This window comes from Polaribacter sp. NJDZ03 (assembly GCF_019263805.1).
Taxonomy (GTDB): domain Bacteria; phylum Bacteroidota; class Bacteroidia; order Flavobacteriales; family Flavobacteriaceae; genus Polaribacter.
The window spans coordinates 2,900,396-2,914,069 of record NZ_CP079195.1 but is presented as its reverse complement, the minus strand read 5'-3'; the positions used below and the strand labels follow the sequence as shown (position 1 = coordinate 2,914,069).

The 13,674-nt window shown below is 30.6% G+C and carries 12 protein-coding genes; 3 read left to right on the top strand and 9 right to left on the bottom strand.

The annotated features are described in order from the left end of the window. Nucleotides 1-12 precede the first annotated feature (12 nt). Both cydB and KV700_RS12410 read right to left on the bottom strand, forming a co-directional pair. On the bottom strand, nucleotides 13-1,086 hold the full coding sequence (gene cydB / locus KV700_RS12415; RefSeq protein ID WP_218598062.1) for a cytochrome d ubiquinol oxidase subunit II: 1,074 nt from the start codon (nucleotides 1,084-1,086) through the stop codon (nucleotides 13-15). Nucleotides 1,087-1,089: 3 nt separating this feature from the next. Next, entirely contained in the window at nucleotides 1,090-2,421 is a 1,332-nt protein-coding gene (locus KV700_RS12410; protein WP_218599853.1) for a cytochrome ubiquinol oxidase subunit I, read from the bottom strand. 367 nt (nucleotides 2,422-2,788) lie between these two features. Between KV700_RS12410 and KV700_RS12405 the strand changes: the two genes are divergently transcribed. Then, on the top strand, nucleotides 2,789-3,394 hold the full coding sequence (locus KV700_RS12405) for a TlpA disulfide reductase family protein (protein ID WP_166383478.1): 606 nt from the start codon (nucleotides 2,789-2,791) through the stop codon (nucleotides 3,392-3,394). A 40-nt stretch (nucleotides 3,395-3,434) separates the two neighbouring features. Here the strand turns inward: KV700_RS12405 and KV700_RS12400 are convergent, their stop codons facing one another. Next, on the bottom strand, nucleotides 3,435-4,016 hold the full coding sequence (locus tag KV700_RS12400) for a methyltransferase domain-containing protein (RefSeq protein WP_166383480.1): 582 nt from the start codon (nucleotides 4,014-4,016) through the stop codon (nucleotides 3,435-3,437). Nucleotides 4,017-4,120: 104 nt separating this feature from the next. On the opposite strand from KV700_RS12400, the gene nadA reads away from it, so the two are divergent. Together nadA and nadB are read left to right on the top strand one after the other, a co-directional pair. After that, nucleotides 4,121-5,116: a quinolinate synthase NadA gene (gene nadA, locus KV700_RS12395; protein ID WP_218598061.1), complete on the top strand. Its 996-nt coding sequence runs from the start codon at nucleotides 4,121-4,123 to the stop codon at nucleotides 5,114-5,116. 9 nt (nucleotides 5,117-5,125) lie between these two features. Next, nucleotides 5,126-6,715: an L-aspartate oxidase gene (gene nadB / locus KV700_RS12390; protein WP_254712913.1), complete on the top strand. Its 1,590-nt coding sequence runs from the start codon at nucleotides 5,126-5,128 to the stop codon at nucleotides 6,713-6,715. A gap of 147 nt (nucleotides 6,716-6,862) precedes the next feature. On the opposite strand, the gene trxA is transcribed toward nadB, so the two are convergent. From trxA to KV700_RS12365, 6 genes are all read right to left on the bottom strand, one after another. Continuing rightward, on the bottom strand, nucleotides 6,863-7,162 hold the full coding sequence (gene trxA, locus KV700_RS12385) for a thioredoxin (RefSeq protein WP_218598060.1): 300 nt from the start codon (nucleotides 7,160-7,162) through the stop codon (nucleotides 6,863-6,865). A gap of 17 nt (nucleotides 7,163-7,179) precedes the next feature. Further along, nucleotides 7,180-8,151: a DUF3365 domain-containing protein gene (locus KV700_RS12380; RefSeq protein ID WP_218598059.1), complete on the bottom strand. Its 972-nt coding sequence runs from the start codon at nucleotides 8,149-8,151 to the stop codon at nucleotides 7,180-7,182. A gap of 51 nt (nucleotides 8,152-8,202) precedes the next feature. Next, on the bottom strand, nucleotides 8,203-8,835 hold the full coding sequence (locus KV700_RS12375; protein ID WP_166383488.1) for a Crp/Fnr family transcriptional regulator: 633 nt from the start codon (nucleotides 8,833-8,835) through the stop codon (nucleotides 8,203-8,205). 121 nt (nucleotides 8,836-8,956) lie between these two features. Next, a complete protein-coding gene (locus KV700_RS17365; RefSeq protein ID WP_262887954.1) occupies nucleotides 8,957-9,088 on the bottom strand; it encodes a hypothetical protein in 132 nt (43 codons plus the stop codon). Between the two features lie 67 nt (nucleotides 9,089-9,155). Beyond that, nucleotides 9,156-10,484: a TolC family protein gene (locus tag KV700_RS12370; RefSeq protein ID WP_218598058.1), complete on the bottom strand. Its 1,329-nt coding sequence runs from the start codon at nucleotides 10,482-10,484 to the stop codon at nucleotides 9,156-9,158. Beyond that, nucleotides 10,471-13,671: an efflux RND transporter permease subunit gene (locus tag KV700_RS12365; RefSeq protein ID WP_166383492.1), complete on the bottom strand. Its 3,201-nt coding sequence runs from the start codon at nucleotides 13,669-13,671 to the stop codon at nucleotides 10,471-10,473. The genes KV700_RS12370 and KV700_RS12365 overlap by 14 nt, the downstream gene beginning before the upstream one ends. Nucleotides 13,672-13,674 lie beyond the last annotated feature (3 nt).

The window sequence follows — 13,674 nt, the reverse complement described above, 5'->3', positions numbered from 1 at the left end:
AGTAGGTTTAGACTAATGGCCGTAATCCATTTTATCAACTTTACCTCCCTTTAATCTTTTTTGAATAATTGCATAAATTACAATTAAGATAATACCGATAATTCCCCAAATAAATGCCACAGACAAACCGTATTCTGGTGCCGAAGTATTATATATGGTAAGTGGCTCGTGAACATTATTGACAGAAGGTAAAATAACTGGAAATAAAGAAGCCAAAGAAGAAGTAATTCCTCCTAATATTAATAACGTTGATAGCCAAAAAGCATGTACCTCTTTTTTAATTTTTTTGATAAAAAACAAACCAACTAATCCTGTAAAATACAGCATAGGGAATACCAATAAATAAGGTTTATCAACAAAATTATTTAAAGAGTCTGGATTTACAATTTGCCAAAGTGCTACAGAAACAATGGTAAGAATTGTTAAAGCAATATTCAACTTAAAAATAACACCTTTCAATTTTAAGTTAATAGTTGAATTGGTTTTTAAAATTATCCAATTAGCACCGTGAATTGCTAAAGTAACAACAGAAATTAAACCTATAATAATCGTAAACCAATCTATAACCCCTGGATGCTCTGTTAAAGGACTAAAACTACTATCCCATAATGGCAAGAAAAAATAATGCCCTTCGTACACAGAAACTCCGTTTTCTACGCCACCTAAATTTACACCTCTCACAATATTCCCTAGCGCAATCCCAAAAAATAAGGCTAATAATAAACTAGAAACTCCAAAAGAAACATCCCAAATGTCTTTCCACATTTGATACTTAAACTGACTCCTAAATTCAAGGCCAATTGCTCTAAAAATAATCAACCATAAAACGATGATTAAGGGTAAGTAAAATCCACTAAATACAGAAGCATAAAAAGTAGGAAAAGCCATAAAAAGCATCCCTCCAGCTGCCACTAACCAAACCTCATTAGAATCCCAAAATAAACCTGCAGATTTTGTAATTACTTCTTTATCCTTCTCTTTTTTTGCAAAAAATAAATGAATAATTCCTGTTCCGAAATCATATCCATCTAAAACAAAAAAGATACCTAAAACCGTTGCTATTATAATGTACCAAAATATTTCCATCTTTTAATGTTTTTCAAGTTTAGGACCTTCGTTAATCGTTTTACCAACTAAAACTAAAAATAATAGTCCTAGTAACATATACAAAGCAACAAAACCTAATAAGGTAAATAAGGTGTTACCAGAAGATACGGTTGGCGAAATACCATCGCTAGTTTTTAACAATCCATATACTAAATACGGCTGTCTCCCTAACTCTGCCGTGTACCAACCTGTAAGATTTGCGATGTACGGAAACGGAACTAAAAACATAATAAACCAAAGTATTGGCTTAAAAGTATACAGTTTTTTTCGCCATAAAAAGAAAAGTGCTAGTGCCATAATACCAATAAAAATGGTACCTAAACCAACCATTATGTGATATGAATAATACAGCGCCGGAATATTATCTGGTAATTCTTCTTCTTTGAATTGATCCATTCCAGGAATCTGCTTATTCCAATCTTGATGCGTTAAAAAACTTAAAATATTAGGAACCGCAATTTTATTGTCTAACTTTTTTTCTACCATATTTGGTTGACCAATCAACACAATTTCTGCTCCAGCTTCTTCTGTTTCAAAAATTCCTTCCATAGCAGCAAAAGCAGCTGGTTGATATTTTGCCACATTTTTAGCGTTCCAATCTCCCGTAGGTAAAGCCACTAAAACACTAGAAATCAAACCAAAAATTACACCTGTTTTTAAAAATATTTTCCCGTATTCTACTTGTTTTTTTCTTAAAATATAAAAAGCACCAATACTTGCAACCACAAAAGAAGAAGTTACCACAGACGCCATTTGATTGTGTAAAAAAGCAGGTAATAACCAAGGATTACTAAACAGTGCAGAGAAGTTTTCTAACACAAACTTACCATTCTGTAAAATTTCATAACCTACCGGATGTTGCATCCAAGCATTGGTAGCTAAAATAAACCAACCACTTGCCCAAGAACCTAAAAACACCAAAAAACCGGTTAAGAAATGAAGTTTTTGTCCCATTAATTTTTCACCAAAAATAAAGAGCGCTAAGAAAGAGGATTCTAAAAAGAAAGAGAACATCCCTTCCATTGCCAAAGTCTGACCGATAATTCCACCAGTTAATTCAGAAAATTTAGCCCAATTGGTACCAAATTGAAATTCCATTGGAATACCAGTTATAACACCCATTGTAAAGTTAATTGCAAAAATTTTCATCAGAAATTTTGCAGCATTGTTATATTTTTCATTATTATTTCTGAGGTATTTCCATTTATAATAGACAATCAGTAATGAAAGTCCCATTGTTAACTGCGGAAATATATAGTGAAAGGTGATAGTAAATGCAAATTGCAATCTATCATAAAAAATCATGTCTTCCATATTAAAAATACTTGTTATACTTATTAATATCTGCAAAAATAAACATTGTATTACATTCTCTATGTAACATAAGTAGCTAAGCTATATTTTGCATTGGTAAATTTAATAAAACAAGAACACATAGAAGGGCAATTATTTAATATTAGTTTAACAAGTTTGGTAACTAGAGTTACCTGCGTAAAGTCTTATTTTATCTATGTTTGCACATTGTAAAAATCTAAAAATTAAATAGAAATTTTTATACTTTCTAATTTTCTTGTAATAAGGATTTTAATGAGTCAAATTTTATAATTACCAATTATAAAACATCCTACATAAATTGATATTATAAATGAAAAAAAAGATACAATTTCTTAAAAAAAATAAAATGAAAAAAAATAAAAACACCAAGAAAACGTGGATTCAGAACGGAGTTTTTGTCTGCATTATTATTACACTTTACGCTACAGGTTTGCACACAGAGGTTATTGGTTTTGTACAACGAGGCGTATTAGCTACTGGCTTAATGAACCCTAATGTAAAGGAAATTACACATAAAAAAGATTCTGAAACCATTACGGAATACGCAAAAGCTAATTTAAATGTAAGGTTGATGGATGCCGATGGAAAAATTACATCTTTAGCAGATTTAAAAGACAAAGTAATATTTCTAAATTATTGGGCAACATGGTGCCCTCCTTGTATTGCAGAAATGCCAAGTATTAGTAAATTACATAAAGAAATGGGAAATGATATCGCTTTTATACTGCTGTCTTTTGATAAAAATTTTGAAACGGCAAAGGATTTTGATAAACGTAAAGGTTATAACCTACCAATTTATACGCTTGTAGGAAACCTACCTGCAATGTTACAATCTTCTGCCTTACCTACAACTTACATCATTGATACTGATAAAAATATTGTATTAGCACATGAAGGAATGGCTAATTATAATACGGATGAATTTAAAGTATTTCTAGAAAATCTTAAATAGATTAAGACTTACAAAAAACACACTTTTTAAAAAGCACTTATTACTTTTTCAAAAACTTTACAAACAACTCCATTTCTTGTCTGTTAGGGTAAGAATTATAACATGCTGTAAAAACATCCATTATAAAATGAGAATCGAAATAAGTAGTATATTCTGTTTTACTTCCACCAAAAGGTGGATGATCATCATTTAGTTTTGCATCAAAAAGCAACCCTACTAACTTCCCTTTATCTCTCAATAAATAATTCATTTTACCTGCATACTTTCCTCTTAAATCAGGCTGAATTGCACAGAAAAAAGTTTGTTCAATAATCAAATCAAAAGTTTGATTTACATCAAAAAAATCACCTAAAATTAATTGTGATTCAGGAAAACCTGGAACCCTTTTTTTAATATTTTCTAGGGCACTTTTAGCTAAATCTACCACATAAACATTGGTAAAACCATTATTAAAAAGATATTCTGCTTCGTAAGAATTTCCTCCTCCTGGAATTAAAATTTTTAAGTCTTTATTTGTTAATTGATCAAAATATATTTTTAATGGTGGAGAAACCACTCCTAAATCCCAACCAATTTTGTTTGATTGATACTTGTTTTCCCAAAAATTTTCAGATAAGTTCATTTTTTAGCTTATTACAACCATAATTTAACAGAATGACGCCAATCATTTTCCTACCAACAAAATAGAGTTTATATTTGCAACGTAGTTAATAATAAACACTTTTTATGAAAACTTTAGTTAGTGCAAAAAAAAACCTCAACAAAAAAGGATTTTTAGATATTGAAACTCCTAATATTGATTATGTTGAGGAGATTTTGAAACTAAAAAAAGAGAAGAATGCCGTTATTTTAGCGCATTACTATCAAATAGATGAGATTCAAGAAATTGCAGATTTTGTAGGTGATAGTTTGGCTTTAGCACAACAAGCCGCTAAAACAGATGCAGACATTATTGTTTTTGCAGGAGTTCATTTTATGGCAGAAACTGCAAAAATATTAAATCCGACTAAAAAAGTTTTATTACCAGACTTATTAGCTGGTTGTTCTTTGGCAGATTCTTGTCCGCCAGAACAGTTCTCAGACTTTAAAAAGAAACATCCAGATCACTTAGTTGTTACTTACATAAATTGCTCTGCAGAAATAAAAGCTTTAAGCGATTACGTTTGTACCTCATCTAACGCTAGAAAAATTATCGATTCAATTCCTTTAGACCAACCAATTATTTTTGCTCCTGACAGAAATTTGGGTGCTTATTTAAATAAAGAAACAGGAAGAGAAATGTTACTTTGGGACGGAGCTTGTATGGTACATGAAGCTTTTTCTATGGAAAAGTTAATCGACTTATATCAAGAACATCCAGATGCAGAATTAATTGCGCATCCAGAATCTGAAGCGCACATGCTTAAGGTTGCTAAATATATTGGTTCTACTTCTGGCCTTTTAAACCATGTTAGAAATAGTGATAAAAAGAAATTTATTGTTGCTACAGAAGCTGGTATTTTGTTTCAAATGTTACAAGAAAATCCTGATAAAATAATTATTCCTGCTCCGGCGAAAGAAGATAATACATGTGCTTGTAGTGAATGTGCATATATGAAAATGAATACAATGCAAAAATTGTATTTATGTTTAAAACACGAGTTACCAAATATAGAAGTAGAAGCAGAATTATGTGAAAAAGCAATAATTCCTATAAACAGAATGCTAGAACTTTCTAAATAACGCCTTAAAATGTTACCTGATAAAAACATAATCTCTACCGATTTTTTAGTAATTGGTTCTGGAGTTTCTGGATTAACTTTTGCTTTAAAAGTTGCCATAGAACACAAAGATGCTAAAGTTGTTATTGTTACTAAAGACAAACAAAGCGAATCTAACACAAAATATGCCCAAGGTGGTATTGCAACCGTTTACAACAAAACTGTAGATACTTTTGAACAACATATAAATGATACTTTAGTTGCCGGTGATGGTTTGTGCGATGAAGAAGTGGTAAGAATGGTTGTAGAAAATGCACCAGATAGACTGCAAGAGTTAATAAATTGGGGAACAGAATTTGATGAAAATGAAAATGGAAACTATGATTTAGGTCGTGAAGGCGGACATTCGCAAAACAGAATTTTACATCATACAGATATTACAGGTGCAGAAATAGAACGTGCTTTATTAGCGCAAGTAAATGCACAACCAAACATAGAATTTCTTACCTATCATTACGCAATAGATTTAATTACAGAGCATCAAACTAAAAAGACCAAAACAAAGCGAAATGGCAAAATTTCTTGTTATGGTGCTTATGTTTTAGATATTAAAGAAGATAAAGTAAAAACCTTTGTAAGCAAATTTACACTTTTAGCTTCTGGAGGAAATGGGCAAGTTTACGAAACTACTACAAACCCAACTGTGGCAACTGGAGACGGAATAGGAATTGCATACCGTGCAAAGGCAGAAATTTCTGAAATGGAATTTATACAGTTTCACCCAACCGCGTTGTACAACCCAGGCGAATATCCTGCCTTTTTAATATCCGAAGCTGTGCGAGGATTTGGTGCAAAACTAAGAGATTACAATGGTGATTTTTTTATGCATAAATATGATGAAAGAGAAGAATTAGCCTCTAGAGATATTGTTGCAAGAGCCATTGATAATGAATTAAAAAAGAGTGGAAAACCGCATGTATATTTAGATTGTACTAATTTAGACATGGTAAAATTTAAAGAGCATTTTCCTAATATTACAGAAAAATGTGCATCTTTAAATATTGATGTAACCAAAGACTATATTCCTGTAGTACCTGCAGCTCATTATATTTGTGGCGGTGTAAATGTGAACAAAAAAGCAAAAACATCTATCAAGAAATTATACGCTTGTGGTGAGGTTACCAGAACTGGTTTACATGGCGGAAATAGATTGGCATCTAACTCTTTATTAGAAGGACTGGTATATGCTCATAATGCATTTTTAAGCATTTCTAAAAAATATAATAAAGCCAAAACCCCAAAAGATATTCCTGTTTGGAATGATAGTGGTGTTATTAAAAACATGGAAAAAGTATTAATTACGCATGATAGAAATGAAGTAAAAACTATTATGAGTAATTATGTAGGCATCGTACGTTCTAATGAGCGTTTGCTACGCGCAGAAAAGCGTTTAAAAGTACTTTATGAAGACAACAAACGCCTCTATGACCATTCTGAGCTTTCTATAGATTTATGTGAACTGAGAAACTTAATTACAACTGCATATTTAATTACACAATTCTCTAAAAAGAGAACCGAAAATTGTGGTGGTTTTTATAGTTTAGATTGTATTTCTAAATAAAAGAGGCTGTCTAAAAAAGGTTTAAAAGACTTAACTTTTTCAAAAAATCAACTTAATCAAGTTCTACCTTTATAAGCATCTGAAATAAATTCAGATTGACAAAAATGTCCTTTTTAGAAAACTATTTCTAATCAACCTACTATTAAATTACTTACCACTGTTATTTATAATAGTGATTAACTGGTTTTTAGGTACTGCACCAGATTGTCTCCAAACTTGTTTTCCAGACTTATATAAAATGAAGGTTGGTACCCCTCTAACTTCATATTTTGCTGCTAACGATTGGTTTTTATCAACATCTATTTTAACAATAGAAACAGCATCACCTAATGCGTCTTTTACTTCTTTTAAAATTGGACTCATGGTTTTACAAGGCCCACACCATTCTGCGAAAAAATCTACTAAAACAGGTTTATCTTGATTTATAATTTCGGTAAAGTTAGGCATACTAAGATTTGTTTTTTTTATTTATTAAAGGTAATACTCCAGATTCCTCTCACTTGATTTTCACTATATCCAATTGCCAAATCTTTTGGATATAACTTTTCTATTTGTGCTAATGTAGTGCTTTTAATATCTAAGGTTGGTTGGCCATGACATTGCAAACACATGCCATTTGTTTTAATCGGATAATATACTTTTACATTTTCTGCAGCTTCTACCACAATTGGTACTGACGCTTTATTTAATTTAGCCTCTTCTTTAAACACTGTAATATATCCATTTTCTATAGCAGTTGCTTTATTTTTAAGATTTCTAGGCTTATCAGACACTCTTTTTATGGTTGCTTTGTGTACCACAGACATACTATCTGTTAAAGGGAATGCATTTACATTACAAAACTTTAATGCAGCTAGCGTTCCTTCTTTTTGCATTTTACTCATTAAATTCCCCCCTAAAACTGTCTTGGTAGAAAGTGCGTATTTTAAACCTTGTTCTCCATAAGATAACTTTTTTAAATTATTTCCTTGGGGCTGTTTTTGCATTCCGTTACTATTGCCATGCTGTTTATTATAATGTTCTTCAAACCATGTTGGTTTTTCAATATCAAACTTAAACATATAATCTGCAATTTGTTTAATGGTTTCTTCAGGAAAAGCCTGTTTTGGCATTACTCCAAATCGTTTTACAGCTCCATACATTTTAGCATTTTCTACTGTTGGGTTTTTAATAAAATCTTGCAAAGAATTGATAAAAGATTCTTTAGAACTGTTGCCCATTAAATAACGTCTTTTAATAGCAATCATTGGTGGTGCAATTCTATTACCTTCTATTGTTGTTGGGTTGTGGCAAGCATAGCAGTTTGTTTCCATTAACTTTTTACCAGCATGGTTTTGCATTTCTGAAACGTTATTCTTCTTAGAATAGGGCGGTTTTTTAGAATCTTTACAACCGAAAAGAAAAGTAATTGCGATGAAAATAGTAAAATATTTCATTATTTTTATTACAAAAATAAGACTCCACTTTAAATTACACAGTAACTAATGTTACAGTTCTAAAACTTTAATACTATTTCTAAATAATTGAATTTTACTTTCGTTTTCTAACTTTTTAAGCAATCTAGAAATTACAACTCTAGAGGTATGTAAATCTTCAGAAATTTGTTTGTGGGTAACATTTAAAACATCATTGTGGGTAACCATTGCCTTATCTTTAAGATATTTAAAAAGACGCTCGTCCATTTTTAGAAAAGCGATGGTATCTAAAGCTTCTAAAAGCTCATCCATTCTGTTATGATAGGTTTGTAAAATATAAGATTGCCACGTTTTATATTTCCCTAACCATTCTGCCATTTTTTCTTTTGGCAACATAATTAATTCAACATTTGTTTCTGCAACCGCTCTAATCTTACTTTTTGTTTGTCCCATACAGCAAGAAAGTGTCATGGCACAAGTATCTCCTTTTTCTAAATAGTATAAAACAATCTCATCTCCATGCTCATCTTCTCTAAGAATTTTAATAGCACCAGAAATTAGTAAAGGCATCGATTTAATATAATCTCCAACTTCTATAATGGTTGTATCTTCTTTAAAGGTTTTAAAAACCCCTAATTCTTCTATTTCTGAAATTAAATCTTTTTCTAAAAGATAGCCAAAATTAATTTCTAACTTACTTGTCATTTTACTTTATTTTTCATCTATAAAAATAGTGAAACGTTTTTTATAAATAAAGGATATTGAAATTTATTGCAACAATAAAAGCCCGAGATAAACTCAGGCTTTTGTATATATTAGGTAATAATTACTTTGCTTTTTTATCTGTACTCATTAATAAATAAACGACTACAACTAAGCCAACAACAACTACAGCAAAAACGCCTATCATAATGGTACCATTTACCCAAGAAACTTGTGGTATATTTAAAAAGCTCATATTCATCTAATTTTGAATTCAAAAATAAAAAATAAGATGATTTTAAAATATGATCAAAATCAGTTTTTTAAAAATTCACATTTAAAATATCTCCACTTAATTGTAAAAGCTGTAATTCAATCAGTTTTGCATCAAACTTAGCATTGTTATATGCCGTTTTAGAATTGATAAAATTAATCTGAGCTTGTCTAAATTCAATAGAAGTTATCTGTCCTAATTTGTAACGCTCTGTACTTCTATCAAAATTATTTTGCGTGGTTAACACGTTTTGTTCTTGTGCTTTTAGAATAAATAATTGGTTCTGATAATTCTCCCAAGTATTTTTTAAATTATTATTGATGGTTACTTTTTGTTGCTCTAATAGTATTTGCTGATTTTCTAAAGCAATTTTTGCATTTGCAACCCTCGTTTTTGTACTTCCACCATCAAACAAATTCCAAGATAAACTTAAACCAGCATTTAAACCGTTAGATGATGTAGATTTTGGTTGAAAGGCATTGGCAAGGTTTTCATTATCATTCTGGTTCCAACCATAAGATGTATTTAAAGCTAAAGAGGGTAAATAATTAGCCTTATTTACTTTTATGTTAAACTCACTAATTGCAATGTTTTTTTCATTTTGTTTAAGGGTAGAATTATTAGCAATTGTTTTTTGCTGAAGCTCCTCTAAGTTCATCATTTTATTAAAAACAACCTCCGTTTCAACATTATAAGTTACTGCTTTTTCAATTCCTAAAATAATGTTTAAACCACGTTTTGCATTGCTTAATTGCTGTTTGGCACTTATTAATGTTATGCTATCATTATTTACATCTACCTCTGCGTTTAACAACTCTAACTTGGTAGATTGTCCGTATTCGTATTGATATTTTGCACGCAGTAAACGTTGTTTAGAAATAGACAATGCCTCATCTAAGTTTGTTTTATTTTCTGATAACCTTGCAATTTGAAAATACGTCGTAAACAATTGTAAATACGTATTTTCGATTGTTTCTCTAGCTTGCAATTCGGTTAGATTATAGGTTTCTTTTAATTGCTCATAATTGTATTTTCTTCCCAATCCATCAAAAAGAGTATAATTTAAGCTAATACTTGCGTTATAAGACTTAGTTACAGCACCTGTTGTAGATGTTGACGCGCCCGTTTGCGGTGTGTTGGTTTGATTATTATTACTATAATTTGCCCCAGAAGAAACAGATGCAGTTGGCAAAAAACCAGTATTGTAAATACTTTTATTGTTGTTTGCAACTTCTAAGTTATTGTTTGCTATTTTAATTCCGAAATTATTTTCTAAGGTAATTTCTAGCGCTTCTTTCTTCGTTAAGATTTCTTGTGAAATCCCTTGTAAGGTATATAAAAACCCAACTAGTAATATGGTGTTTCTAATGATCTTCATGTTCGTCGAATTTAGATTCTATAATAGCTCTTTCTACTTCTTCTTTATTTACTTTCTCTCCTGTTTTTAACCATTTAATTCCCACTTTTATAGAATTAGAAACCGACAATAGTAATGGCAACATTACCAAGGTTAAAATAGTTGCAATTGCAATTCCGTAAGAAATAGAAATTGCCATTGGAATTAAAAATTGTGCTTGTCTACTTTTTTCTAACATTAAAGGTGCTAAACCAGCTACTGTGGTTAAAGAAGTTAAGAAAATTGCTCTAAAACGAGATTGACCTGCCATAATTAATGCATCATCAAACAACATTCCTTCTTTTAAATAGCTATTAAACTTCCCTATTAAAACCAAACCATCATTTACCATAATACCCACCAAAGCAATAATACCTAACCAAGATAAAATATTTATAGAGAAATCATGAATATAATGCCCCAAAACAACCCCAATCATACTAAAAGGAATCATTAAAAGCAGTAAAATAGGCTGACTGTAAGAACGAAATGTAAACGCAATTACAATATAAATTAAGCCTAAAATAATCCACTTTAACCATTCTAAGGAATCTATAGTTTTTTGGGCCTCTCTATTCTGACCTTCGTAAAGTGGAGATACAGAATGATATTTAGAAATTATTAACGGCATTACACGTGTTTTAATATCATCTAAAATTTCTGTAGCACTTTCTTTAGCATCTTTTAAATCTGCAGAAACTTGAATTTCTCTTTTTCCGTTTAAGTGATTTATAGCAATGTCTCCTCTTTTAATTTGATAATTTCCAATTTCAGAAAACGAAATTCTAGTTCCGTTTGGAGCTACAATTTGCATATCATCTAAGTTTTTAATAGAAGACCTATCTTCTTTATTATAACGTACCCAAACTTTAATTTCATCTTGTCCACGCTGAAAACGTTGTGCTTGCAAACCGAAAAAACCATAACGAATTTGTGCCATTACAGATTGTAAATTTAACCCTAGTACATAAGCGTTGTCTTTTAAGGTGATGCTTACTTCTTTTATTCCTGCAGGATCATTGTCTGAAATATCTTTTAAAAGTGGGTTATTTTCTAACTCTAGCTTTAATTCTGCTTTTGCTGCTTTAAGCTCTTCAATATTATTTCCTAAAAGAGACACAGCCACCGGGCTTCCACCAAAGTTACCACCAGAACCAAAAATTAAACTTTCTACACCATATACTTTTCCAACTTTTTCTCGAATAGAATTTGTTATTTCAGATGATGCAAACTCTCTTTTTTCTCCTGGTAATAAATTAATATTTAAAGATGCATTTGCACTCCCTGGACCAACTCTTTTAATTACGTTTTGTACAACCTCATCATCTCCAGATTGTTTTTCTGTGTATTCTTTATTAATAATCCAAACTTTTTCTTCTATTGCCGAAATAATAGAATCTGTAATGTGTTCATTAGTTCCTTGTGGCATGTTTAAAGTAACCTGAATTCTATCACTTGCAACAGAAGGAAAAAATGAAGTTCTTACAATTCCCCCTCCAATGGATGTTAAACTAAAAATTAATAAAGCAATAGGAATTGAAAATGCAAATACTTTGTTTTTTAATGAAAACTTTAAGAAAGGAACATATAGTTTTTGATTTACCTTGGTTAAGCCCCCATCTGCAAATCTGTTTATTTTATTAAAAAAAGCATCAATTGCATTCTTCTTTTTTATTTCACCACTTTCTAATCTTTTTCTATCTAAAGCTTTAGAATGTGCAATATGTGCTGGTAATATAATTAAAGCTTCAATTAAAGAAACCGTTAAGGTTAAAAGGACCACTGTAGATACTTCACTAAAGAAATTACCAATTCTACCATCTACAAAAAACAAGGTAGAAAAAGCTATTATAGTTGTTAGAATTGCAGATACAATTGGCGGAATTACCTCCATTGTTCCGTCTATTGCCGCTTGAATTTTAGATTTACCTAAGTCGTAATAATGATGGTAAATATTCTCTCCAATTACAATACCATCATCCACCAAAATACCAATTACAATAATCATCCCAAAAAGGGATAAAATATTTATAGTAACATCAAATTGAGCTGCTAAAATAAACATTCCAAAAAAGGAAATAGGCAAACCAAAAGCCACCCAAATTGCCAAACGTAAATTTAAAAATAAGGCTAAGAAAAACAAAACAAGTAAAATACCTACGACTCCATTTTCTATTAAAAGTTTGGTTCTACCTTGTAAGGTAACACTTCTATCATCTGTAATATCTAAATGAATATTTTGGTTTTCTTGATTAAATTTATAGATATACTCTTTAATCTTATCAGCAGAAGAAAGTAAGTCTTCGTTATTAGTATTACTAATAGAAATATCGATTGCTAGGTTACCATTATAATACAATCTGTCTGGAGTTTCTGACCACGTATCTCTAACATCTGCAATGTCTTTTAACCTAATTATATTTCCGTTTGTTTCTGTTCTTACAATTAAGTTTTGCAATTCTATACCATAATAAAAACGATTGCTTGCCCTAATTAAATAATCTTCTTGAGGTGTTTTTATATTACCTCCAGTAATTAAAAGATTAGAATTTTGAATAGCTTGTGCAACCTCTGCAAAAGATAAATTATAAGCACGTAAATCATTTTCTTTTACAGCAATTTCTATTTCTTCGTCTGGAAAACCAGAAATAGCAACTTGAGATATTCCTTCAATTCCTCTAATGTCATTTTCTATATTTCTAGCATATTGCTTTAAAGATTTTAGCGGAATATTTTCTCCACTAACCGTAAAACTAATAGTAGGTCTTACACTTTCTACCTTTGCAATTACGGCAGGTTCCATTCCAGAAGGAAAAGACGGAACTCTATCTACTGCATTTTTTACATCGGTTAAAACAACATCTATATTTTTACCTTTTTCTACTTCTATTCTTACGGTTGCAGAATTTTCTCTAGAAACAGATGTTACACGTTCTACACCAACAATTCCTTTTAAATTGTCTTCAATTTTTAACACAACACCTTCTTCCATTTCTGCTGGAGAAGCACCAGGGTATGTTAAAGAAATGTTTATTAATTCTGAATCTGTTAATGGAAAGAAAGACGATTTCATATTTAATGCGCCCACTAACCCAAAAGCAACAAAGGCAATAATAAATACATTTACAGCAACAGGATATTTAATAAAATATGTAATTATTTTTTTCATCTA

Coding starts and splice junctions, on each gene's coding strand:
- cydB (WP_218598062.1), bottom strand. CDS start 1,086: ATGGAAATATTTTGGTACATTATAATAGCAACGGTTTTAGGTATCTTT.
- KV700_RS12410 (WP_218599853.1), bottom strand. CDS start 2,421: ATGGAAGACATGATTTTTTATGATAGATTGCAATTTGCATTTACTATC.
- KV700_RS12405 (WP_166383478.1), top strand. CDS start 2,789: ATGAAAAAAAATAAAAACACCAAGAAAACGTGGATTCAGAACGGAGTT.
- KV700_RS12400 (WP_166383480.1), bottom strand. CDS start 4,016: ATGAACTTATCTGAAAATTTTTGGGAAAACAAGTATCAATCAAACAAA.
- nadA (WP_218598061.1), top strand. CDS start 4,121: ATGAAAACTTTAGTTAGTGCAAAAAAAAACCTCAACAAAAAAGGATTT.
- nadB (WP_254712913.1), top strand. CDS start 5,126: ATGTTACCTGATAAAAACATAATCTCTACCGATTTTTTAGTAATTGGT.
- trxA (WP_218598060.1), bottom strand. CDS start 7,162: ATGCCTAACTTTACCGAAATTATAAATCAAGATAAACCTGTTTTAGTA.
- KV700_RS12380 (WP_218598059.1), bottom strand. CDS start 8,151: ATGAAATATTTTACTATTTTCATCGCAATTACTTTTCTTTTCGGTTGT.
- KV700_RS12375 (WP_166383488.1), bottom strand. CDS start 8,835: ATGACAAGTAAGTTAGAAATTAATTTTGGCTATCTTTTAGAAAAAGAT.
- KV700_RS17365 (WP_262887954.1), bottom strand. CDS start 9,088: ATGAGCTTTTTAAATATACCACAAGTTTCTTGGGTAAATGGTACCATT.
- KV700_RS12370 (WP_218598058.1), bottom strand. CDS start 10,484: ATGAAGATCATTAGAAACACCATATTACTAGTTGGGTTTTTATATACC.
- KV700_RS12365 (WP_166383492.1), bottom strand. CDS start 13,671: ATGAAAAAAATAATTACATATTTTATTAAATATCCTGTTGCTGTAAAT.